Raw genomic sequence first — 22695 nt, forward strand, 5'->3', positions numbered from 1 at the left:
TCGATAACTGCGTTAGAGATTTTGATTGTAGAATAACTACTTATCGAAAATCTCTGCCTTGTTCTCAAGCTTTTTTCTTGCGCTATTTCTGAACACTTACTTACTGTGATTGGTATAACGCCTATGGGAAGGAAATCATGGCATCAAAGCAAAGAGCGATCTCAAGACTTGTCGCTCAATCGGGACAAATGTTATTGGCTCACGGAGCCGAGAGCACACTGGTCGGCGATATCATGCGCCGTATCGGCATTGCTTGTGGGGTGAATGAGGTTGAAGTCGCACTGTCAGCCAATGCGCTTGTTGTTACTACTGTGATGGATGATCACTGTATTACCACCACTCGAAGTTGTGCTGATCGTGGCATTAACATGCAGGTTATCACTGACATTCAACGCATTTGCATCATGATGGAGAAGGGAATTCTTGATTATGATTTGGCGTATAAAAAGATTCAAAACATAAGCCCCGAGCGCTATAACCGTTGGCTAGTGGTTGTGATGATAGGATTATCATGTGCCTCTTTTAGCCGTCTTGCGGGCGGAGATTGGCAGGTATTCATGATGACTTTTATTGCTTCAGCCTGTGGCATGATCGTCAGACAAGAAATTGGCCATCGTCATTTCAATCCTTTATTAAATTTTGCGATCACCGCATTCGTTACCACTACCATCTCTGCTCAAGCCGTACTTTACAATATTGGCGGACAGCCCACGATCGTGATGGCTTCATCGGTATTGATGTTAGTACCCGGCTTCCCTCTGATTAACTCTGTCGCTGATATGCTTAAAGGCCATATTAATATGGGGTTAGCGCGCTTTACCATGGCCAGCTTATTAACTTTGGCGACGAGCTTGGGTATTGTGGCAGCGATGAGTTTATCTGATGTTTGGGGATGGGCGAGCTAATGAGTATTTTCGAACTGTTTTTAGGTTTGCTCAATGATATGTTTTTCGCCGCGATTCCTGCGGTTGGATTCGCATTGGTGTTTAACGTCCCGCAACGCGCTTTAATTTATTGTGCACTTGGCGGCTCTATCGGCCATGGTAGCCGTTATCTGATGATGCACTTTGGTATTCCAATCGAATGGGCAACGTTCTTTGCCGCGACGGTGGTTGGCATGATAGGGGTTCATTGGTCACATAAACTGTTAGCGCATCCTAAGGTATTTACGGTTGCTGCCTTGATTCCTATGGTCCCAGGCGTGTTTGCCTTCAAGGCAATGATTGCTATGGTAGAGATTAACAGGGCAGGCTATACGCCTGAGTTACTGGCAATGTTGATGGAGAACTTTTTGAAATCAATGTTCATTATCGCTGGACTGGCGGTTGGCTTAGCTGTACCAGGGCTGTTATTCTACCGACGCAGACCTATCGTCTAGCATCAAATCTCTTTCAGTTAAGGACAGGACTTTCGATTTATGATCATCAGTATGATTGCAGCAATGGCAAACAACCGTGTAATAGGTAAAGACAACCAGATGCCTTGGCACTTGCCTGCGGATTTTGCATGGTTTAAACGCTCGACTATGGGTAAGCCTGTAGTCATGGGGCGTAAAACCTATGATTCGATCGGGCGTCCTTTACCTGGTCGATTAAATGTTGTGATTAGCCGTGATGCGAACTTGGAAATTGAAGGGGTGACGACGGTTACTTCGATTGATAAAGCACTAGAGCTGGTCAACGATGTCGATGAAGTGATGATTATCGGTGGTGGTTCAATCTATGAAACTTGCCTACCTAAAGCAGACAAGTTGTATCTGACTTATATCGATTTTGATGTCGATGGAGATACACAATTTCCAGACTGGGGTGAAGGTTGGAAGCAGAGCTTTAACGAGAGCTATCAAGCTGACGAGAAAAACAAACACAACATGGAGTTTGTGATTCTAGAGCGTTAAGTCCTAATTTAAAAACACTTGCGCTGCTGCACGAGTAGCGCAAGTGTTTCGTATATCTACAACGCTTTTTGAGTAAAAAACTGTTTGTCTTCCCAGCGAAGTGCGGTTAAGTCTCCTCCCCAAACGCAGCCAGTATCAAGTCCAATCACGTCTTTTCCGTTATAGCCTTCAAGTGCAGCCCAGTGTCCAAAAACAACGGTTTTATCGAGCTTTATGCGTTGTGGAAGGTCAAACCACGGTACTAATGGTTCATCGGTAATTTCATTGGGTGGTAGCTTACATGCCATGTCGAGTCGACCGTCTTCAAAACAGAAGCGCATTCTTGTAAGGCTATTGATTGCATAGCGATAGCGCTCAATATCATGTAAATCCTGATGCCATAAATCAGGCGTGTTGCTGTACATGTTTTCGATAAGCCATTGCCATCTGTCCGACTTCAGCAAGGATACAACCTCTTGATTTTCGATACGTGCTGTTTCTATGCTCCATTGCGGCGAGATACCTGCATGGCACATCACGAACTCCGGGTGTTCTTGAAGCAAAGGTTGTTGCCTTAACCATTCGAGTAGTCGTTCACGATCTTCAGCATCAAGAATCGCTTGAGTCTTATCTTTTGGTTTCGCTGGAAATAGCCCTAAGGATACCGCCAGAAGGTGCAAGTCGTGGTTGCCTAATACAACCTTAGCTGCGTCACCAAGGCTACGAATAAAGCGTAGAGTTTCCAATGATTTTGGGCCTCGAGCGACTAGGTCTCCAGCTACCCATAAGGTATCTTGGTGTTTATCAAAGTTAATAGCTTCAAGCAGTAATTGAAGTTCGTCGAAGCACCCTTGGATGTCTCCGACAATATAATTCGACACAATAATTTCCTGTAGATACGGATGTACGGCTAATTAAGAATATTAGGGATTGCGAGTCTGAATGGGTCAACTTCGGTAATAAAATCAATGCCCTTGTTATCGGTCATCACGTAGTGACCTTGCATAACGCCAACAGGGGTTTCGATGACAGTGCCACTTGTGTAGGTGTATTCGTCGTTGGCTTCAATCACGGGTTGTTGCCCAACCACACCATCACCCTCAATGGTGAGTTGCTTGCCGTTAGAGTCGGTAATTAACCAGCGGCGAGACATAAGCTGCACCGTTGTTTTACTTAGATTTTTGATGGTAATAATGTAGGCGAAGACGTAACGATTCTTCGTTGGCTCAGATTGTTCTTCTATGTACTTAGAGTGAACCTGGCATTTGATACAAGGCGTAGATATATCCATATTCGCACCTTTTGTTGTTGATATACTTAATGTAATTAAAGTATTACATAAAAAAGGCTCCTAACCGAAGTGTAGGAGCCTTTTTTATTTATTTGTCAGCGTTGTGACTATCGTACAACCAGTTTGCCATGTCGACAAACTGCTCGAGCGTTAAGTTCTCAGGACGCATGCTTGGGTTGATACCAAGCTCTTCCAGTACTTCCTTATCGATCAAGCTCTTGTAGCAGTTGCGAACCGTTTTACGACGCTGGTTAAAGCCTTCACGACATACGCGATCAAGCCATTTCAGATCTTTTGCCGGGTAAGGCAGCACTTCGTATGGCTGTAGGCGAACAACTGCAGAGTCTACTTTCGGTGGCGGAACGAAGGCCGTTGGTGGCACTTCTAGCACAGGTGTCACTTTACAGTAGTACTGAGCCATCACAGTAAGACGGCCGTAAGCTTTGCTGCCTGGGCCAGCGGCTAGACGGTTAACTACTTCTTTTTGAAGCATAAAGTGCATGTCTTGCACGTCTTTATGGAATTCAAAAAGGTGGAACATCAATGGTGTAGAGATGTTGTATGGCAAGTTACCAAAAATACGTAGCTTGTTGTTTGGTTTAACCAGTTCTTGGAAGTCAAACTTCATCGCATCGCCTTCACGGATCGTTAGCTTATCAGCCAGATCCGGATGGTTACGCAGACGTTCTGCAAGGTCTCTATCCAATTCGATAACAGTAAATTTATCGACAAGCTTACCCACAGGCTCAGTAATAGCGCCTAGACCAGGACCGATCTCTACCAAGTTTTGACCAGGTAATGGGTTAATGCTCGATACGATGCCATCAATAATGTATGGATCGTTAAGGAAGTTTTGACCAAAACGTTTACGCGCTTTGTGCCCTAAGTGGACATCATTTCTCATTGCTTTTTCTCTACTAATTCAATGGCGTGCGTGAGCGCTGTTCTAAAGCTCCCTGTATCGGCTTGGCCTTTCCCTGCCAAGTCTAAGGCGGTACCGTGGTCGACTGATGTGCGAATAAACGGTAAGCCAAGCGTGATGTTCACTGAGCGACCAAACCCTTTGTATTTCAATACCGGGAGTACTTGGTCGTGATACATACCTAAAACAGCATCTGCATCTTGCAAATATTTTTCATTAAAGATGGTATCTGCTGGCAATGGGCCAACTAAATTGATGCCATCTATTTGGCGAATTTTTTCTAGCGTCGGGGTGATGGTTTCAATTTCTTCACGCCCTAAGCAACCATCTTCACCAGCATGTGGATTCAAGCCACACACGTAGATAGTTGGTTTCTCAATAGCAAATTTTTCAACCAAATCTTTATTCAGAATAGTAATAATTTGCTCTAATCTGTCTTCGGTCACTGCTTGAGATACATAAGCTAGTGGGATGTGAGTTGTTACTAGTGCAACACGCAGCCCTTCAGTTGCCAACATCATCACCACCAGTGGCGTATTGGACTTCTCTGCAAAGAACTCGGTATGGCCGCTAAAAGCAACGCCAGCTCGGTTAATTACACCCTTGTGAACAGGGCCGGTGACAATAGCATCAAATTCATCATTCATACAGCCAATTGCTGCGGTTTCTAAAGTATTTAATACGTAATGACCGTTAGCTTCGTTGAGTTGGCCTGCAACCGCCGTTTCAGCTAGTGGAACGTGTTTCACTACCAGTGTACCAGCGCGTTGAGGTGTCTTAGCTGCACTTGCGTCATAATCCAGCAGATCGACTTCGATGCCAAGAATTTTAGCTCGCTCGGATAGCAGTGTTTTATCAGCACAAACCACGAGTTGATGAGGCCAGCTTTCTTGAGATAGAGCCAGAGTTAAATCTGGACCTATACCTGCTGGTTCACCTGCGGTTATGACAATACGTTTAGTTGCTGTCATCTTGGTCGTCCTCAACCATTTCAACAAAGGCACTTGCTCTTACTTCTTGTAGCCAGGCGCCAGCTTCTTCGTTGAATTTACGGTTAAATAGAATTTGGTAAGCTTTGTTTTTCAAAGCTGAATCGGTACGGTCTACTTCGCGACGGTCTAGTACTTCAACAATGTGCCAACCGTGTACGGTTTTGAATGGCGCACTAATCTTGCCTTCAGGTAGCGTTTCTACTTGGTGTTTGAACTCTGGTACATACAAATCTGGTGTTTGGTAGCCTAGCTCACCATCTTGTACTGCAGAACCTGGGTCTTGGCTGTATTGCTGAGCAAGGTCACCGAAGCTCGCTTCACCTGCGTTTACGCGGCGTGTGATTTCTTCAAGTTGTTCCTTCGCGCCATCATCACTTAGGATCACTGTAGGCTTAATCAAAATATGACGTGCATTCACCTCAGTTACCGCAACAGTTTCTAAGCCTTTCACATCTTCAATTTTCAGAATATGGAAACCAACGCCGCTTCGGAAAGGACCGATGATGCTGCCTTTGTTCTGCATTTTGATTTGATCAGCAAAGATGGTTGGCATCTCTTCTTTGCGCATCCAACCCCAATCACCCCCTTGCAGTGCTTTAGGGCCCTTAGAGTAAGTATATGCCATAGTGCTGAAATCTTTGCCTGAGTTAAGTTCTTCAACTAGCTCAGTAGCTTGAGCTTCTAACTCTTCTTTGGTTTGGTCGTCATTAAAGCGCAGTTGAATGTGGCCAATTTTGTATTGAACGGTCGCGTTAGTCTCTTGCGCTAAGATATCCGCTAGGTTATCGACTTCCGCTGGAAGAATATTGATACGACGACGAACTAAGGCATTGCGCGCTTCACTTGCTGCAATCTCTTTTCTTACTTGCTCACGAAATGCATTGTAGCTAAGGCCTTCTTCCGCAACCGATGCGGTAAGCTGTTCCACCGTTTGGTTATTGTCTTTCGCGATACCTTCAATAGCTTGATCAAGTCGAGCATCATCAATACGGACACCAATGCGTTCCGCTTCTTGAGTTTGAATCGTATCGATGATCAGTTTTTCTAGCACTTGCTCATTGAGCACGTCTTGTGATGGCAGTGTTTGGCCGCTTTTTTTAGCATTTGCGCGCAGCGTTTTCATCGAAGCATCGATGTCGCTTTGTAAGATAACGCCTTCGTTAACGATAACTTTTACGCTATCGAGCTCGACCGGTGCGGCATAACTTGTTGATAAAGTACAAGTCGCTGCGATAGCAATTAATGTGCGTTTCCACAATGTCATGTGTAATCCTTTAAATTTACTGATGTTTTATCAATAAAGAAAATTAGTTATTTAAGAAGAATGGGCGACCGTAGCTCAGCGAGTTGTCGGAGCTACTATCCCCAACGGCGCCAGAGTCAGAACCAATGTTGGTACCAAAGCCTACAATACCGAAGTTAACGCTGAAGTTATTTTCATATTCAGGCGTAGTATTTGGATTACTAATGTTATTTGTCAAACGGTTACTATAGGTAAAGCCGATGTACCAGCAATCCGATTTATAATTGAGTCGAGCTAACCACTCTAGATCTTCTTGTGTTGTTAAGTCATAGAAATATTGAGCGCTTGTGCTCCATTTCGGTGAAATTTGGTACGCACCGAGTAAGCCGGCTTGAGAGATGCCATCTCTTGTTATTGATGATACGTCAAAATCTACAGTTTCATTTATGTATTCTTCTGTAACATAGCGATAGTTGGTTTGTATGTAACCACCAGCAAAGCGGTATTCAAGTGTACTATTCGCTAATTGCATCGAAGATGAGTCAATATCGTATTGCACGCCACCATGGTAGAACAGGTAGTCATCATAGTTGAAGTCCATTTCTATAGCCCAAGACGAATAATTAGTTTTGTTATCAGAGTCGTCGTTGTCTAAAGTCTGTTTTGTATCTTTATCGATATAAAAAATCTGACCAAAAGAAATATTCAAACGCTCTTTATACTCATCATCGAAGAAACGAGATGATGCACCATAACTAATTTGATTCGCAGATGCGATACGATCAACACCGCTATATTTACGGCTTCTAAATAGACCATAGTAATCGGTCTGCAGTAGTGTCGTATCGTAAAGACCAATGTCACTTTGATCTTCTTCTGGTACGTAAAGATACTGAACTTGAGGTTCGAGTGTTTGAGTGTAATTGCCCACAATTTTTGTATCACGTTCAAGAACGATACCTGCGTGGCTTCTAAACTCTGGAATAACTCGACTTACTGATTCTTCCAAGCCTTCATAATCAGAGCCTGCGCCGGTATCAACGCCATCAAGGTCTTGTTGATAGTAAGTACCAAGTAGTCGAGCTTCTGTTGTCCAAGTACCCCAAGTATTGCCTACAGGAATGGTAATGCCAGGTTCCACGTGAATACGGTTCGCAGATGGTTTACCTGCAGCGTCGGTATCAAATATTGAGACATGACTGATCATGTCGAAATCTAAATACTCCATCACTTCAGGAGCATAGTAATTGTACTCTAGCTGTGGCATTAGGCGGTAAGGTAGGTTATTGCTTGTAGTCAGAACTTGGAAATCTCGAACAAGTACCGATGCATCCCAGTTTTGGGAACGGTATGTCGCTCGGCCTTCCTGAAGTAGTTGGCCATCTTCACGGTTACCAATACCAGAACTTAGATCGGTAAAGTAATCAATATCACTGACTTTTGAATAGTCGACTTCAAACAACCACGATTGCTGGAATATCCCTGAATGTTGGAGTTGAGCACCCCAACGGTCACCTTTTTCTGAGTATTTTTTGTCATCCGGCAAATATTCAGACTCGATACTACCTGAGCCAAAATCGCTCAAGTAACGGAATTTACTGTTAAGTTGTGTACCACGCTCCTGCATGTACTTAAAAGTGGTTTCCAAGTCGTAGTTTGGTGCCAAGTTCCAATAAACTGGGATTTCAGCTTCAAAACCGTCGCTTGAACCGTATGAAACGGTTGGATACAAGAAACCGGTTTTACGAGTATCACCAATAGGAACCGTTAAGTACGGTAGGTAAAATACCGGAACACTTTGGATTTCAAAGCGTGGGTTATAAAAAGTGGCTTGTTCTTCGTCTTGGTCGACATCGATACTCGATGCTCTTAGACGCCAAGCATTGTCACCAATCGGGCAAGAGGTAATCGAGCCATCTTCAATCTCATAAACCGCTTTACCTGTTTTTGCGATATAAACAGCATCTCCGCGACCTGGTTCGCAGAGAAATTCGTAATCGGTATTTTCTAACGTCATCTCATCGGTAGTCAGATTGTTAGTCGCTCTATCTGACACCGATTTAATTTGACCATCACTAAAGTTTACGTTGCCTTCAGCTACAACGATATTTTCTTGTTGGTGAAGCGTTACATTATCAGCAAGGATGGTCTTATTTCCTTGCGTAACTCTTACATCTCCTGAATATATTGCCTTTTCACCATTGATAGCTTCTAAGCGATCTGACTCAACGTGAGCGGGTAGCTGTGTCTCGTTTTCTGCAGCGGGTTCGATCAAGCATTGATCTATAGAGGGCATTTCCTGCACACTACTATCGGTGATTGTTTCAGCTTGAGTTGTCGACACGTATAACGCCGTACTTATAGACGCGGCTAACAAGGTGCGGGAAAAAGATTGCATGAAGTTGAACTATCCTGTGTCACTAGATGAAGGGTTGATCTAGTATCAATCCAATTAATAAAGCATTTTCCTTATGATAAAGGAAATAATAGCATTCAGCATCATCAGACAGCATTACTCAGATAAAATTCATAGATAGAGAACACATAATGCAAATATTTGGCAAAATTTTGGGCGCGTTTTTTGGCTTTTTATTTGGAGGGCCGCTCGGTTTAGTTTTTGGTCTGTTTTTAGGACACCAATTCGATAAAGCTCGCCGATTGAACCAATCAGGCTTCAATAGTTCTGGTTTTGGTCGAGGTCCAAGCCAAGCAGAAAGACAGAACGAGTTTTTTAAATCCGCTTTTGCGGTTATGGGGCACGTTGCCAAAGCGAAAGGGCAGGTAACGCCAGAAGAGATTCAACTCGCTTCCACCATGATGGAACGCATGAACCTGCATGGAGAACAACGCAAAGCGGCGCAAGATGCATTCCGTGACGGCAAGGAGAGTGATTTTCCATTAAGTGATGTACTTGAGCGTGTGAAAATCTCATCGGGTGGCCGTTTTGATTTACTACAGTTCTTTTTAGAGCTACAAGTATCTGCTGCATTTGCGGATGGAAGTCTGCACCCGAGTGAGCGTCAGGTTCTGCATAAAATAGCGCAAGGCCTTGGGTTTTCTGCTGAGCAACTAGAACGCCGCTTGCAGATGCAAGAAGCTGCATTCCGTTTCCAACAGCAAGGTGGAAGCTTTGGTGGTCATCAAGGCCATGGGCAATCATCAGGTTGGCAACAGGCTTCACAACAGAACCAGCTAGGCGATGCATATAAAGTTCTTGGTGTGAGTGAAAGTGCTGACGGTAAAGAGGTGAAGAAAGCCTACCGCAAACTGATGAATGAACATCACCCAGATAAACTGATGGCGAAGGGCTTACCGCCTGAGATGATGAACGTTGCGAAAGAGAAATCGCAAGAGATTCAAAATGCTTATGACCTAATCAAGAAGGTTAAAGGTTTTAAGTAATCGAACACTAAACCGAGTCATGACATTAAATGACTCGGTTTTTATTAAAGGGAATTATATGACGGTAACGTATCAGGATGTTCTAGAGTTTTGGTTCGATGAATTGACGCCAAAAGATTGGTTTACTGGCGGCGAAGAAATTGATGCTTTGATTGAGATTCGCTTCTCTGACTTACACCAATCAGCAGCTCAAGGAGAGCTGTTTGAATGGCGTCAAAATGCGCAAGGGCGTTTAGCTGAGATTATTGTACTGGATCAGTTTTCGAGAAATATTGGCAGAAATAGCCCTGCTGCATTTTCGGCTGACCCTATGGCGTTGGCTCTAGCCCAAGAGGCGGTAGCGGGTGGTTTTGATCACCAACTTAATGAGCAACAAAAAAGCTTCCTGTATATGCCTTATATGCACAGTGAGTCTTTGTTAGTCCATGAACAAGCCGTGGAGCTCTTTTCTCAAACGGGATTAGAACATAATTTGGATTTTGAGTTTAAGCATAAGGTTATCATCGAGCGTTTTGGTCGTTACCCGCACCGCAATGAGGTGCTAGGGCGAACTTCGACTCCTGAAGAAGTAGAATTCTTGCAGCAACCGGGCTCAAGCTTTTAATTGTAGAGATATGGTCTAATAGATAAAAAAGAGGCTATAGGTTAATAAAAACCTCTAGTCTCTTTTTTTGTTGTGCTTTAGTTATGAATTTTAGCATTAGAGCTAGTTAGCTTGGTTGAGTGACCAATCGTACTCATAGCTGATTTTGTTAGTACTCGGTACTGACTTAACTCGATATTGGTCTAGGTGTTGAATAAGCTGCTTTTGGTCACCAAAATCCACAGCAAACCACTCGTAAATTGATGATAGTTGGAGCTTCTTATTTGTAACCAGTACGCCTTTGTCACTATTTACAAATTCACTAGCTGCTTGTTCCAGTAGAGTTTCGGTGTTGTCAGAAGTAAAGGCTTGAGGTTGGAGGTTAGGGCAACCTAAACTCGCACAATTTACCGCGTAGTGTGTACGGGGATCTTGCCAAATAGGTCTTAAAATCCGATGCTCAATATCATTGAGTGTCAGTGATTTTCCATTGACGATGACGACATCATCTCCCCATGGGCCTAAGCTAAATAGGCCTCCGAGCTTAGTGATAGATTTAACTGGGTAGGCATCTAGAATCAAATCGACAGTCACGGCGTTGTATAGATTAACCCAATAGGCATACTGCTCCGCTTTTGAATAGTCGAGCGGATTAACCTGTTCTAGTCTCTTGATGTATTGCTTGAGTTTGGTCTTATCGGCAGTGTTCACCGCTTGGTAGCGAACTAGGGTATTTTGACCTTGTTGAACTAAGTAGTTGTCGAGGAATCGCTGCCAATCTTGATGAGATACCTGTTCTAGATTGGTTTCGTCGCTTTGATTCCAGTATGGCCAAAGATCGGATTTAGGTGCAGACCAAGCTAAGGTTGAGAAAAGTAGGCTGATAATAACGAGTAGTTGTTTCATGGCATTCTCCTGATGACTGACTACTAAGACCTTATGCTTTGCGATTTTCTTTCATGGCTCTTCAGTTAAATAACAGAGCAGAGCTTAATAAACACATTAAGTTAAGCTAAAAACTCAGCCAAATAAAAAAGGTTGGCATTAGGCCAACCTTTTATGTGTACACAAAACAGTGCGATTCTATTTCAAGACTTCTTATTTTAGAAAGCTAGGAATCTTAGCTTCAAACTCTGAAATCTTATCGGCGTGTTGAAGTGTTAGGCCGATGTTATCTAGGCCATTCAGTAAGCAGTGACGACGGAACTCATCAATTTCAAACGAGTACTCTTTACCGTCCGCGCTAACTTTCATTGCTTCTAGGTCAACTGTGATTTCTGCACCTTCATTCGCTTCAACGAATTGGAATAGCTCATCCACTTCTTGCTCAGTCAATCGAACTGGCACCATTTGGTTGTTGATCGAGTTACCGTAGAAAATGTCGGCAAAGCTTGGCGCAATAATCACTTGAATGCCGTAATCAGCAAGTGCCCAAGGTGCGTGTTCACGAGATGAACCACAACCAAAGTTTTCACGAGCTAGAAGAATTGAAGCGCCTTGGTAGCGTTCTTCATTCATTACAAATTCAGGGTTTGGTTGCTGGCCTGCGTCATCTAAGAAGCGCCAATCGTGGAACAAGTGCTTACCAAAACCGATGCGGTTTACTTTCTGTAGAAACTGCTTTGGAATGATCGCATCAGTATCGATGTTGGCCGTATCTAGAGGAACGACTAATCCGGTGTGTTGTTGAAAACCTGACATGTTAAATCCTCTAATTAAAGTTCACGAATATCGACAAAGTGACCAGCGATTGCCGCTGCGGCTGCCATTGCTGGGCTAACTAGGTGCGTACGACCATCACGGCCTTGGCGACCTTCAAAGTTACGGTTTGATGTAGAAGCACAGCGCTCTTGTGGACCAAGACGGTCGTTGTTCATTGCAAGACACATAGAACAGCCTGGTAAGCGCCATTCAAAGCCGGCTTCGATGAAGATCTTATCTAGGCCTTCAGCTTCAGCTTGTGCTTTAACTTGCTCTGAACCCGGAACGATAAGCGCTTGAACATGTTTCGCTACTTGACGGCCTTTCGCTACCGCTGCTGCTGCACGCATGTCTTCGATACGAGAGTTAGTACAAGAACCAACGAACACTTTATCTACGTTGTAATCAGATAGAGATTTACCGGCTTCAAGGCCCATGTAAGCCAGCGCTTTTTCTGCAGATGCTTTTTCTACAGGGTCAGCGAAGCTTTCAGGTGCTGGGATTGGTGTGTCTACCGAGATAACCTGACCTGGGTTTGTTCCCCAAGTGACTTGTGGTTTGATGTCTGCCGCTTCTAATGTAACAACCGCATCGAATTTAGCGTCAGCATCGGTTTTCAATGTGTCCCAGTATTCAATTGCCGCTTCTAGGTCTTCGCCTTGTGGAGAGAACTTGCGACCTTTGATGTATTCGTATGTTGTTGCATCTGGAGCAATTAGACCCGCTTTAGCACCCAACTCGATTGCCATGTTACATACCGTCATACGACCTTCCATCGTAAGGTCTGTAATTGCCTCCCCACAGAATTCAACCACGTAGCCAGTACCGCCAGCCGCTGTTGTTTTACCGATGATCGCTAGCACGATGTCTTTTGCAGTGATACCCGGAGCAACCTTACCTTTTACTTCGATCTTCATGGTTTTAGCGCGAGCTTGTTTTAGCGTTTGCGTTGCTAGAACGTGCTCCACTTCAGAAGTACCGATACCGAATGCTAAAGAACCGAATGCACCGTGTGTTGCTGTGTGTGAGTCACCACATACGATGGTCATGCCCGGCAGAGTAATACCTAGCTCTGGGCCCATTACGTGCACAATACCTTGGTATTTGTGGTTTAGATCGTAAAGCGTGACACCAAATTCTTCACAGTTTTTCGATAGCGTTTCCATTTGGATACGAGCCATCTCACCAGAAGCGTTGATGTCTTTCGTTTGTGTCGATACGTTGTGATCCATGGTCGCAAAAGTTTTGCCTACTTGGCGAACTTTACGGCCTTTTTCACGCAGGCCATCAAAGGCTTGTGGCGAGGTTACTTCATGGACTAAGTGGCGATCGATATAAAGAATTGGTGTTTCGCCCTTCGCTGCAACCGCAACGTGAGCGTCATAAACTTTTTCGTATAAGGTTTTTGCTTGCTGGTTTGTCGACATAGCTTTTCTTCCTTGGGAGCATCAGTCCCAGTGTTTGTTTCGAGCCAAGTCATGCGGTTTACGCTGACTTGGCTTGATATTATTCTTATGTACTTGCTTTTAATCGGAGCATTTAGCTTATGAAACTAAGATGTACTCAGCGATCTTGTCACCCATTTCAGAGGTAGTCAGTGCTTGGTTTTTACCTGCAAGGTCTGCTGTTAGCTCGCCTGCTGAAAGCGCTTTAGATACCGCTGCTTCGATGTCTTGTGCTGCCGCTTCTTCGCCTAGGCTGTAACGAAGCATTAGTGCTGCAGAAAGGATTTGCGCTACTGGGTTTGCAATGTTCTTACCTGCGATATCTGGTGCGCTGCCACCTGCTGGCTCGTATAGGCCGAAGTTGCTTTCGTTCAAGCTAGCAGAAGGAAGCATACCCATAGAGCCTGTGATCATTGCGCACTCATCAGAGATGATGTCGCCGAAGATGTTTGAACACAGCATTACGTCAAACTGAGAAGGATCTTTGATTAGCTGCATGGTCGCGTTGTCGATGTACATGTGGTTTAGCGTGACATCTGGGTAATCTTTTGCAATCTCTTCGACAACTTCGCGCCATAAGATAGAGCTCTGTAGAACGTTCGCTTTATCGATTGAGTAAACGTTTTTGTTACGTAGGCGTGCCGATTCAAACGCAATCTTTGCAATACGTTCGATTTCGTAGCGGTGGTAAACCTCAGTATCAAATGCTTTTTCAGTTGCGCCTTCGCCTTCACGACCTTTAGGTTGGCCGAAGTAGATGCCGCCTGTTAGCTCACGTACTACCACGATGTCGAAACCGTTACCTGAGATGTCAGCACGTAAAGGAGAGAAAGACTCTAAACCTTTATGGATTTGTGCAGGACGTAGGTTGCAGAACAGTTGGAAGTGTTTACGGAGAGGAAGTAGGGCACCACGCTCTGGTTGATCGTTTGGTGGAAGGTGTTCCCATTTAGGACCGCCGACAGAACCAAAAAGTACTGCGTCAGATTCTTCACAGCCAGTTACTGTTGCTTCTGGAAGTGGACTGCCGTGGTTATCAATCGCAATACCACCAACATCATACTCTTCGCGAGAAAAGCTAATCGCGTGCTTCTTTTCGATCGCGTCTAGCACTTTATGTGCTTGTTGCATTACTTCTGGGCCAATGCCATCACCAGGTAGTACGGCAATTTTGTATGATTTATCAGTCATGTTAATCCTTTAATTCTTTGTTACTGAGCTATTTGGCTCGTTTTAAATTTTGTCCCTAAAGCCAATAACATCGGCTCTAGGGCTCTGTTATTGGGTATTTAAACTGTCGCGATTTTTTGCTGTTTCATTTCAGCAATGGTGTCGGCACGTTGAATGCTATTGATAACATGCAGTAGCGCCTGACCAGAAGCTTCAACGATATCGGTTGATACGCCTGTACCGTGGTACTTGCGGCCTTTATAGTTAGCAATAATATCAGCTTGGCCTAGGCCATCTTCGCCTTCACCTTTGGCGGTAAGGTCGAATTTATCCAATGCAATTTCGTAACCCGTTAAGCGGTAAATACATTGATATAGCGCATCAACAGGACCGTTACCGACAGCCGCTTCGCATTTCTCTTCATCACCACATTGAAGCTTGATGCTGGTGGTAGACATAACACTACCAGATTGTACGCTTAGGTAGTTAAGTTTATAGAAGTCATCTTCGTCGCGCAGATTTGCGAAGTGCATTAGTGCTTCTAGGTCGTAATCGAATACTTGGCCTTTACGGTCAGCAAGCTTCAAGAAGTCTTCGTACAATGAATCTAGGTTGTAATCATTGTCTTTGTAGCCCATAGCGTCCATGTGGCTCTTAACGGCTGCACGACCACTGCGGCTGGTTAAGTTCAATGCTTTGTTTTTCAAGCCAATAGACTCAGGCGTCATGATCTCGTAAGTGTTCTTGTTCTTAAGCATGCCGTCTTGGTGAATACCCGAAGAGTGGCTGAATGCGTTAGCACCAACGATTGCTTTATTGTCTTGAATTGGCATGTGGCAAAGCTGGCTAACCAACTTACTGGTACGGTGAATCTCTTTATGATCCAAGCCTGTGTGAACACCTAAAAGCTCTTGACGAGTTTTGATGATCATTGCTATTTCTTCTAAAGAACAGTTACCCGCACGCTCACCAATACCATTGATTGTGCCTTCAATTTGTCTAGCACCCGCTTGCACAGCTGCAATTGAATTAGCAACCGACATGCCTAAGTCATCGTGACAGTGAACAGAGATGATCGCTTGATCGATGTTTGGTACGCGATCAAATAGCGTTTGGATAATGCCACCAAACTCATTCGGTACTGTGTAGCCTACGGTATCTGGAATGTTGATGGTTTTTGCGCCAGCGTTAATTGCTGCTTCAACCATACGACATAGGTTGTCGATAGGTGTACGACCGGCATCTTCACAAGAGAATTCAACATCATCGGTATAGTTACGCGCATGCTTTACCGCTTTCACTGCCATCTCGACAACATCGTCGTAGCTGCGGCGTAATTTGTCTTGTACGTGAACCGTCGATGTAGAAATAAAGGTATGAATACGGAACTGTTCAGCCACTTTTAGTGCTTCGGCTGCGGCATCAATATCTTTCGCTACTGCACGAGAAAGCGCACATATACGGCTATCTTTAATATTCTTTGCGATGGTTTGTACTGATTCAAAATCGCCTGGTGATGACACAGGGAAACCCGCTTCAATAACATCTACACCCAGTCGTTCAAGTGCATAAGCGATCTGTAATTTCTCTTTTACCGTAAGGCTTGCAGCCAACGCTTGCTCGCCATCACGTAAGGTCGTGTCAAAAATTATCACTTGATCGTTCATGGGTGCTTCCTTATATCGATAATGAATCGATTGCTATCCAAATTATTATTAAGAATGATGTTCTTTTAAAAGTGCCAGTTACAAAAAAACCCGCTCAGCGCGGGTTTTAATATTTGTGTAGTTCTTGACCCACAACTTACCCGCGCGATTGGTTCACGATAAGGAGAAGTTTCAGCAGTCGAGAAGAAGAAAAAATCATTACACAAATATCCGTAAATAAACTGTTAACACCATATTTACCGCAATTTATTCTGAGCGTCAAACAAGAAAATCCAATATCAGCGTGCATTGGCGACGTTTTTGTTTGGTTTGTACTGTTTTGTGTTGAGTTATTGGCTAAATCATCTGATTGATGGTTTTGTATTGGGGGGTTAGTTTATCGTTTGGCTTATGTGTAGGTTAAAACTTTGTAGTAAATCTTTTTGATGGAACGATTCACCAAAAAAATCACAAGCGTGACCAAATTAATTAATCACTTGATTAAATAATGAGTAATTAATCTTCTACTGTTACGCCTGTTTATCTCTATAATTAATCAGATGATTAATTATAGAGATGGATTTTTTCCATGACGGCACGAAAAGCGGGGCGACCTCAAAAGAACTTAGATGTTCGACAGTTATTGATTGAGCATGCTCGTGATCTGTTTGTCGTTCTGCCATACGACAAGGTCTCGACACGCCTGATTGCTGAGCGTGCGGGTGTCAATATTGCGATGATCCGTTATTACTTTGGCAGTAAGGCCGGGCTGTTTGAAGCCATGCTGCGTGAAACGCTACGACCGATGCAATTGCAGATGCAAAGGTTGGTTGAAGAAGGTAGTCATGAGAGCTTTCTTGACCTAATGCGGACTTACTACAAAGAGATGGTCAAGGTACCTAAGTTTCCTCGCTTGCTAGCCCAAGTGATGAATATGCCTCCCTCTGAAGTGCAAAGAGAATTGCTCGAAAAGGTTTTTCACGATGTCGCTAAGCCAGCTCAGGATGTCATTTTTGAAAAACTGGTTGAACAAGGCGTTTTAAGAAAAGAGATGGATCCCAAACTCTGCCGCGTGTCGTATATAAGCTTGATGGTGTTCCCGTTCATTGCGCCCCCACCTTTGCTTGCTATTCATGGTATTGAGATTAATGAAGAATTTCTTAACCGTTTAATCGAACACAACATTAAATTGATGACAGAAGGCTTTATAAATACGCCTAGCCCTTCTTCTGTGCAGGACCAAAGATAATGAAAATAAATAAAAAACTACTCTTCTTTCCAGCACTTGCAGTTGGTGTGATTGGCCTTGTCGCCGCGATTAACTTGAAACCGGATCTTCCAACCAAACCTGCGGGTGACCGTGCTCGGTTAGTTGATACAGTAAGCCTAGAGCAACAACTGATAGCGCCGTTAGCGGTTGGCTTTGGCAAGGTGGTGCCGAAAGTCGAATGGAAAGCAATTGCCGAGGTAACAGGGCAGATTGTCTATCGACATCCAGATCTTGAAAAAGGGCAGGTGATCCCTGCAGGAACGGTCGTGCTCAAAGTTGATCCATTGGATTACGAATTGAAACTGATACAAGCAGAGGCGGATCTAAAATCAAGCCAAACCTCATTAGCGAAATTGAATCAAGAAGAAGACAACCTTAATCAGACTCTTAAGATCGAAAAGAATCGCTTAGTGATCAGTAATAAAGAGTTACAACGTAAACAGGATCTGCGTAAGAAAGGGCTGACTTCGCAGTCTGATGTCGATCTACAAAAACAAAGTGCGCTATCTCAACAGAAGTTGGTATTAGATATCGCGAACCAAATCGCATTAATGCCAGACGAAAAACGTGTTGCGGAAGCGGTGATTAAGGTCAATGTATCTAAATTCAAAGAGGCGCAACGCTCTCTCGATAAGACTACCGTCACTTTACCAAGAGCGATGCGAATTGCTCAAGTTGATATCGAGAAAAATCAAGTGGTTAACCTTCAACAAGAGATGTTTATTGCTCACGGGATTGATGTCATGGAAGTGGAGGCGCAACTTTCTATTCACGATATGCAAACTTTAGCCTCCAGTTTTAAGCAGTTCCCTCGCGATACCGCAGGAATTCCTAATCCTTATGAAGCGCCAATCAAAGCAAGCATCCAACTTAACAGCGGTAACCTGAATCTTAGCTGGCCTGCGAAGGTAGCAAGAATCAGCGAAACGGTTGATGAAAACCAAGCGACGGCGGGGATTATTCTCGAGATCGCTCAAGACTATTCACAACTGCAGCCAGACAGCGCAACGCCGTTGGTTAATGGTATGTTTGTAAAAGCCGAGATTGAAGGTGTAGCGAATCTGAGTTGGGTTGTGCCGGAGCGAGCACTGCATGGTGATAAGGTTTACTTGATGGATGACAATCAGCGTTTACAAGTGGTGAATGTTGAAGTGCTTTATCGCAGAGACAATCAAGTGGTTGTGAGTGGTGAGCTACAAACCGGAGACAAATTGGTTCTAAATGATGTCCTGCCAGCTATCGAGGGCATGTTATTGAAAGAGTCGAACTCTGAAGAGGCTGAGCTTGAATCGGATACTCAGGAGAGTGCGTCATGATCAAGTTCTTCTCTAGGCACCCAACAGCAGCCAACTTGTTGATGCTTGGATTGTTGATCATGGGTATAAGCTCATTATCAACCATCAAACGTGAAACCTTCCCCGCTTATGATCCGCCTTACATTATGGCAGCCATCGTTTATCCCGGCGCTTCTCCACAAGAAGTGGAAGAGAGCCTATGTGTGCGAATGGAAGACGCGGTAGATGGTTTAGCCAACATTGAAGAAACTCAGTGTGAGGCGATCGAAGGTAGCGCCCGTTTAATTCTGAAGTTGAATGAGAAAGCGGATATCGGCCGAATGCTGGTGGACGTGCAAACTCAGATCAACTCGATCAATGACTTCCCAACTGAGATTGAATCACCTGTCGTACAAGAGCTGGATTGGAATGAGCCAGTCGTTGATATCGCCATCACAGCCGAAACGTCGTGGCCGGAACTTAAAGCCTACGCGGAAGATCTTAAACGTATTATGAAGCTTGACTATGATGTCTCTTTGGTCGAGGTCAGTGGCTTCTCAGATCATCAATATAGAGTAGAACTGGATACCCAAGCGATTCGTCAGTTGGGTTTGAGTGTCGGTGATATCGCAGAACAGATTGGCCGTCAGAATGTAAAACTGCCGAGTGGTAACGTTGAAACACCAGATAAAAACTTCCTGATTCGTTTCGACGAAAGACGTATCACGCCAGTTGAACTGGAAAGTATCGTGGTTGGTTCTGCACCAAATGGCTCAGTGATCCGTCTAAGAGATATCGCTAAAATTACCGATCGCTTTGAGCTTGATGAACAGAAGGTGTTATTTGATGGCAAGCCTTCGGCGCTGCTTAAGATCAGTAAGAACAAAGAAGACGATGCGCTGCGAATCAAAGAGAACGTAACACGATTCGTTGAAGATCAAAGCGCGATTGCTCCTGACGGTGTGACACTACAAATGACCAACGATCTCTCCTCTGTGCTGTGGGATCGTTTAACCATGATGGCGCGTAATGGCTGGCAAGGTATTGTGCTGGTGTTCGCCACCATGTGGCTGTTCTTCAGCTTACGTTATTCATTTTGGGTAGCGGCGGGGTTGCCGGTAGCCTTCCTTGGTGGTTTGTTTTTGATGGCCAATCTTGGTTTATCGATTAACATTATGTCGCTGGTCGGACTGTTGATGGCGATTGGTATCATGATGGATGACGCCATCGTGATTGCCGAATCGATAGCGTCCCATTTAGATCGGGGGCAAAACGTTGATGATGCGGTGTACAACGGCGTTAAGAAAGTGTTTCCCGGAGTGTTGTCTTCTTTCTTAACCACGGTGTGTATTTTCGGTAGCTTACTGTTCCTAGATGGCGAGATGGGCGCGGTGCTTAAGGCCGTTCCTCAAGTCTTGATTTTGGTGCTGTCGTTGAGCTTGATTGAAGCCTTCCTGATCCTACCTAATCACCTATCTCATTCATTACACAAAGAAAAGAATGACAAGCCAGCGCTGCGTTTTAAGGTTGTGTTGCTTGAGAAGTTTGAGAACTTCCGTAATACCACTTTGATGAACATGGTTGAGAAAGTCGTGACCTTCCGCTATGCCTTCATGGGAGGAGTGTTGACCTTACTGCTTCTTTCTATCGCTTTGATTGCTGGTGGTGTTGTTAAGTTCCAACCTTTCCCTGAGCTGGATGGTGATATTGCCGAAGCGCGTATCATTCTTCCACCGGGCGCATCACTGTCTCAAACCGAAAAAGTCGTCGATAAAATTGTCGCGTCGGCTGAGCGTTTGAACAAGCAATGGAGCGAAGAGGTTGAAGAAGGCAATATACTGGTCGAGCACATAACTAGCCAATTCAATGCTAACGCCGATGCCAATGAATCTGGCCCACACCTAGCCACAGTGCGCTTAGACTTACGCGGAGCAGAGAGTCGTAATACGGTGATCGATGATTTCATCGATGCATGGCGAGAGGACATCGGTGAACTTGCAGATCCAATCTCACTGGTATTCAAGCAACCCACCATGGGGCCGGGTGGTCGCGCTATCGAGATTCGAGCTAAGCATGATGACCTAAGTGCATTGAAATCCGCTTCTCTGGATATTCAGGAATACCTTAATCAGTTCGATGGCGTGCACGGCGTGCTTGACGACATGCGTATGGGTAAAGAAGAGATCTTGGTGAAGCTGCGTCCGGGAGCTGAAACCTACAATGTGAATGGGCAGATGATTGCTTCCCAATTGCGTGCGGCTTTCTTTGGTCAGACAGCGGATGAGATTCAAATCGGTGTTGAGAATATCTCGATTGAAGTGCGTCTTGATAAAGAGCAAGCGGGCGACATACAGCAGCTGGCCAACTTCCCGATCATCACCGCAGATGGCAGTCAGATCCCGCTAGCAACGTTGGCGACGTTAGATTTCCAACGTAATTACGTGCGAATTCAGCGTATTGATGGGCTGAGAACCATCAGTATCTTTGGTGATATTGATAACAAGAAAGCGAGTTCATCCGCGATCTTGGCTCAGTTCCAAAAAGATGAAGCCGCCAAACTTATTCAGAAGTACCCGGGTTTACGCTTTGATTTCGAAGGAGAGGCCAAAGATGCGGCTAAGACCGGAGCCTCTATGGGCAAAGGCTTCTTACTCGGCTTATTTGGCGTGTTTGCGATTCTTAGCTATCAATTCCGAAGCTACTTAGAGCCTGTGGTCGTGATGTTGGCGATTCCACTCGCTTTTATTGGGGTGGTCGTTGGACACTGGATACTTGGGCACTCTTTGAGTATGCCAAGCATGATGGGCTTTGTTTCGCTCGCAGGGATTGTGGTTAACGACTCTATCTTGCTGGTGCAATACATTCGTCACCATGTCGATGAGGGAGATAGCGTGCATGACTCGGTGGTGAAAGCCAGTCGCGAGCGTTTCCGAGCGGTATTCTTGACCTCAATGACAACCGCCGCTGGTTTGCTACCGCTGTTAACGGAAACAAGTTTACAGGCTCAGGTTATTCAGCCTCTGGTTATTTCGATTGTGTTCGGCATATTTGCCTCGACCTTACTGGTGCTGTTTATGATCCCAGCGGCTTACGCAATATTGGCGGACTTTGGTTTAGTGAAAAAGCACGAGCCTCTCTCGCTATAGACATTGGAAGAAAATAAGTAATAAACAATAAAGCGGCCTAGTGCCGCTTTATTGTTTATAGGATGTTTTTTCATATCCTTGGCCCGAGCGGCTGCACTGCGCATCCCAAGGAAATTTCATTTTAGTTCATTCAAAACGTCACTTAACTGTCATTTGTTGAGCATAACTTGAGCCTTAACTGAATAAGGATTGTTAAGGAGATCGTATGCGTACAATCGAACCTATTGTCCGCTGGGATGTGGCATTTTCTGTTTTCTGTTTAAACAACCGCTATGGCGGGCAACATGCAACGCTCAGTAAAGCGGTGTCTCATACTGGAGATGGACACCTTTACGTGTTAATTGCGTTGATTGCTTTGCTGGCTGATAGCAGTACTGGCCGAGACTTTCTTTTGGTGGGCTTAACCGCCTTTGCAATCGAACTGCCTATTTATTGGCTTGCTAAAAACACCCTCAAGCGTCGTAGACCGGCTGAATTCTCTTCACTGCTTTATTCCCACATTGTGCCATCCGATAAATACAGCCTGCCATCTGGGCATTCCGCGGCGGCTTTTGTTATGGCGACCCTAATCGGACATTTCTATCCGAGCTTATATCTCTTTAGCTTGGTGTGGGCAACTGCGATTGCTGGCTCTCGAATCTTACTTGGTGTGCACTTTTTAACAGACGTACTGATTGGCGCAGCCTTGGGCATTGCTTGTACGAGTCTAGCCATCAGCTTCATCCTGTAATTAT

The 22695-nt window shown here is 44.6% G+C and carries 20 protein-coding genes; 9 read left to right on the plus strand and 11 right to left on the minus strand.

Features of this window, described 5'->3' with window-relative positions:
* Nucleotides 1-137: 137 nt before the first annotated feature.
* Genes CWO13_RS13255 through folA form a run of 3 tightly spaced genes read left to right on the plus strand, consistent with a single transcriptional unit; the run spans nucleotide 138 to nucleotide 1897 of the window.
* Complete coding sequence (locus tag CWO13_RS13255; protein ID WP_048657975.1) at nucleotides 138-905, plus strand: threonine/serine exporter family protein; 768 nt, start codon at nucleotides 138-140, stop codon at nucleotides 903-905.
* Entirely contained in the window at nucleotides 905-1378 is a 474-nt protein-coding gene (locus CWO13_RS13260) for a threonine/serine exporter family protein (RefSeq protein ID WP_017062945.1), read from the plus strand. Before CWO13_RS13255 ends, CWO13_RS13260 begins: the two co-directional genes overlap by 1 nt.
* 39 nt (nucleotides 1379-1417) lie before the next feature.
* Nucleotides 1418-1897: a type 3 dihydrofolate reductase gene (folA, locus tag CWO13_RS13265; protein ID WP_102432790.1), complete on the plus strand. Its 480-nt coding sequence runs from the start codon at nucleotides 1418-1420 to the stop codon at nucleotides 1895-1897.
* Nucleotides 1898-1953: 56 nt separating this feature from the next.
* Here folA and CWO13_RS13270 read toward each other — a convergent pair whose 3' ends face one another.
* The 6 genes from CWO13_RS13270 to lptD form a co-directional block, all read right to left on the minus strand.
* The gene (locus CWO13_RS13270) at nucleotides 1954-2757 is read right to left on the minus strand and encodes a symmetrical bis(5'-nucleosyl)-tetraphosphatase (protein WP_048657978.1); all 804 of its coding nucleotides are present in this window, start codon (nucleotides 2755-2757) and stop codon (nucleotides 1954-1956) included.
* A 29-nt stretch (nucleotides 2758-2786) separates the two neighbouring features.
* Nucleotides 2787-3167 (minus strand): Co2+/Mg2+ efflux protein ApaG, encoded by a 381-nt coding sequence (gene apaG / locus CWO13_RS13275; RefSeq protein WP_004735899.1) that lies wholly within the window; start codon nucleotides 3165-3167, stop codon nucleotides 2787-2789.
* 88 nt (nucleotides 3168-3255) lie between these two features.
* Nucleotides 3256-4071 carry a 16S rRNA (adenine(1518)-N(6)/adenine(1519)-N(6))-dimethyltransferase RsmA gene (gene rsmA / locus CWO13_RS13280; RefSeq protein ID WP_017062942.1) on the minus strand — a complete coding sequence of 272 codons (816 nt, stop codon included), beginning with the start codon at nucleotides 4069-4071 and terminating at the stop codon, nucleotides 3256-3258.
* A complete protein-coding gene (pdxA, locus tag CWO13_RS13285) occupies nucleotides 4068-5060 on the minus strand; it encodes a 4-hydroxythreonine-4-phosphate dehydrogenase PdxA (protein WP_048662744.1) in 993 nt (330 codons plus the stop codon). The genes rsmA and pdxA overlap by 4 nt, the downstream gene beginning before the upstream one ends.
* The gene (surA, locus tag CWO13_RS13290) at nucleotides 5047-6345 is read right to left on the minus strand and encodes a peptidylprolyl isomerase SurA (RefSeq protein ID WP_108083063.1); all 1299 of its coding nucleotides are present in this window, start codon (nucleotides 6343-6345) and stop codon (nucleotides 5047-5049) included. The genes pdxA and surA overlap by 14 nt, the downstream gene beginning before the upstream one ends.
* Before the next feature lie 43 nt (nucleotides 6346-6388).
* Complete coding sequence (lptD, locus tag CWO13_RS13295; protein ID WP_108020408.1) at nucleotides 6389-8722, minus strand: LPS assembly protein LptD; 2334 nt, start codon at nucleotides 8720-8722, stop codon at nucleotides 6389-6391.
* A gap of 149 nt (nucleotides 8723-8871) precedes the next feature.
* On the opposite strand from lptD, the gene djlA reads away from it, so the two are divergent.
* Nucleotides 8872-9726, plus strand: a complete 855-nt coding sequence (djlA, locus tag CWO13_RS13300; RefSeq protein WP_010434455.1) for a co-chaperone DjlA — start codon at nucleotides 8872-8874, stop codon at nucleotides 9724-9726.
* A gap of 58 nt (nucleotides 9727-9784) precedes the next feature.
* The gene (locus CWO13_RS13305) at nucleotides 9785-10330 is read left to right on the plus strand and encodes a DUF924 family protein (RefSeq protein ID WP_108083064.1); all 546 of its coding nucleotides are present in this window, start codon (nucleotides 9785-9787) and stop codon (nucleotides 10328-10330) included.
* A 102-nt stretch (nucleotides 10331-10432) separates the two neighbouring features.
* Here the strand turns inward: CWO13_RS13305 and CWO13_RS13310 are convergent, their stop codons facing one another.
* The 5 genes from CWO13_RS13310 to leuA all read right to left on the minus strand — a co-directional run bounded on the left by CWO13_RS13310 (nucleotide 10433) and on the right by leuA (nucleotide 16292).
* A complete protein-coding gene (locus CWO13_RS13310; RefSeq protein ID WP_108083065.1) occupies nucleotides 10433-11215 on the minus strand; it encodes a DUF547 domain-containing protein in 783 nt (260 codons plus the stop codon).
* Between the two features lie 192 nt (nucleotides 11216-11407).
* Nucleotides 11408-12010, minus strand: coding sequence for a 3-isopropylmalate dehydratase small subunit (leuD, locus tag CWO13_RS13315; RefSeq protein ID WP_108083066.1), 603 nt, complete (start codon nucleotides 12008-12010; stop codon nucleotides 11408-11410).
* Between the two features lie 14 nt (nucleotides 12011-12024).
* A complete protein-coding gene (gene leuC / locus CWO13_RS13320; RefSeq protein ID WP_052880134.1) occupies nucleotides 12025-13437 on the minus strand; it encodes a 3-isopropylmalate dehydratase large subunit in 1413 nt (470 codons plus the stop codon).
* 117 nt (nucleotides 13438-13554) lie between these two features.
* A complete protein-coding gene (gene leuB, locus CWO13_RS13325) occupies nucleotides 13555-14646 on the minus strand; it encodes a 3-isopropylmalate dehydrogenase (protein WP_108083067.1) in 1092 nt (363 codons plus the stop codon).
* Between the two features lie 98 nt (nucleotides 14647-14744).
* The gene (gene leuA / locus CWO13_RS13330; RefSeq protein ID WP_108083068.1) at nucleotides 14745-16292 is read right to left on the minus strand and encodes a 2-isopropylmalate synthase; all 1548 of its coding nucleotides are present in this window, start codon (nucleotides 16290-16292) and stop codon (nucleotides 14745-14747) included.
* A gap of 568 nt (nucleotides 16293-16860) precedes the next feature.
* Between leuA and CWO13_RS13335 the strand changes: the two genes are divergently transcribed.
* The 4 genes from CWO13_RS13335 (at nucleotide 16861) to CWO13_RS13350 (ending at nucleotide 22691) form a co-directional block, all read left to right on the plus strand.
* Nucleotides 16861-17520: a TetR/AcrR family transcriptional regulator gene (locus CWO13_RS13335; protein WP_048657989.1), complete on the plus strand. Its 660-nt coding sequence runs from the start codon at nucleotides 16861-16863 to the stop codon at nucleotides 17518-17520.
* A complete protein-coding gene (locus tag CWO13_RS13340; RefSeq protein WP_102432785.1) occupies nucleotides 17520-18857 on the plus strand; it encodes an efflux RND transporter periplasmic adaptor subunit in 1338 nt (445 codons plus the stop codon). The genes CWO13_RS13335 and CWO13_RS13340 overlap by 1 nt, the downstream gene beginning before the upstream one ends.
* A complete protein-coding gene (locus tag CWO13_RS13345; RefSeq protein WP_108083069.1) occupies nucleotides 18854-21961 on the plus strand; it encodes an efflux RND transporter permease subunit in 3108 nt (1035 codons plus the stop codon). The genes CWO13_RS13340 and CWO13_RS13345 overlap by 4 nt, the downstream gene beginning before the upstream one ends.
* 205 nt (nucleotides 21962-22166) lie before the next feature.
* Nucleotides 22167-22691, plus strand: coding sequence for a phosphatase PAP2 family protein (locus CWO13_RS13350; RefSeq protein WP_102478667.1), 525 nt, complete (start codon nucleotides 22167-22169; stop codon nucleotides 22689-22691).
* The last annotated feature ends 4 nt before the right edge of the window (nucleotides 22692-22695 follow it).

The organism is Vibrio sp. ZF 223, assembly GCF_003050585.1.
In the GTDB taxonomy this organism is placed as follows: Bacteria; Pseudomonadota; Gammaproteobacteria; order Enterobacterales; family Vibrionaceae; genus Vibrio; species Vibrio crassostreae.

Excerpts from the sequence above, each read along its gene's own strand:
- surA (WP_108083063.1), bottom strand. The coding sequence starts at position 6,345 with ATGACATTGTGGAAACGCACATTAATTGCTATCGCAGCGACTTGTACT.
- leuB (WP_108083067.1), bottom strand. The coding sequence starts at position 14,646 with ATGACTGATAAATCATACAAAATTGCCGTACTACCTGGTGATGGCATT.
- CWO13_RS13340 (WP_102432785.1), top strand. The coding sequence starts at position 17,520 with ATGAAAATAAATAAAAAACTACTCTTCTTTCCAGCACTTGCAGTTGGT.
- CWO13_RS13305 (WP_108083064.1), top strand. The coding sequence starts at position 9,785 with ATGACGGTAACGTATCAGGATGTTCTAGAGTTTTGGTTCGATGAATTG.
- leuC (WP_052880134.1), bottom strand. The coding sequence starts at position 13,437 with ATGTCGACAAACCAGCAAGCAAAAACCTTATACGAAAAAGTTTATGAC.
- leuD (WP_108083066.1), bottom strand. The coding sequence starts at position 12,010 with ATGTCAGGTTTTCAACAACACACCGGATTAGTCGTTCCTCTAGATACG.
- djlA (WP_010434455.1), top strand. The coding sequence starts at position 8,872 with ATGCAAATATTTGGCAAAATTTTGGGCGCGTTTTTTGGCTTTTTATTT.
- pdxA (WP_048662744.1), bottom strand. The coding sequence starts at position 5,060 with ATGACAGCAACTAAACGTATTGTCATAACCGCAGGTGAACCAGCAGGT.
- CWO13_RS13310 (WP_108083065.1), bottom strand. The coding sequence starts at position 11,215 with ATGAAACAACTACTCGTTATTATCAGCCTACTTTTCTCAACCTTAGCT.
- folA (WP_102432790.1), top strand. The coding sequence starts at position 1,418 with ATGATCATCAGTATGATTGCAGCAATGGCAAACAACCGTGTAATAGGT.
- apaG (WP_004735899.1), bottom strand. The coding sequence starts at position 3,167 with ATGGATATATCTACGCCTTGTATCAAATGCCAGGTTCACTCTAAGTAC.
- CWO13_RS13255 (WP_048657975.1), top strand. The coding sequence starts at position 138 with ATGGCATCAAAGCAAAGAGCGATCTCAAGACTTGTCGCTCAATCGGGA.
- lptD (WP_108020408.1), bottom strand. The coding sequence starts at position 8,722 with ATGCAATCTTTTTCCCGCACCTTGTTAGCCGCGTCTATAAGTACGGCG.
- CWO13_RS13260 (WP_017062945.1), top strand. The coding sequence starts at position 905 with ATGAGTATTTTCGAACTGTTTTTAGGTTTGCTCAATGATATGTTTTTC.
- CWO13_RS13335 (WP_048657989.1), top strand. The coding sequence starts at position 16,861 with ATGACGGCACGAAAAGCGGGGCGACCTCAAAAGAACTTAGATGTTCGA.
- rsmA (WP_017062942.1), bottom strand. The coding sequence starts at position 4,071 with ATGAGAAATGATGTCCACTTAGGGCACAAAGCGCGTAAACGTTTTGGT.
- CWO13_RS13350 (WP_102478667.1), top strand. The coding sequence starts at position 22,167 with ATGCGTACAATCGAACCTATTGTCCGCTGGGATGTGGCATTTTCTGTT.
- CWO13_RS13345 (WP_108083069.1), top strand. The coding sequence starts at position 18,854 with ATGATCAAGTTCTTCTCTAGGCACCCAACAGCAGCCAACTTGTTGATG.
- leuA (WP_108083068.1), bottom strand. The coding sequence starts at position 16,292 with ATGAACGATCAAGTGATAATTTTTGACACGACCTTACGTGATGGCGAG.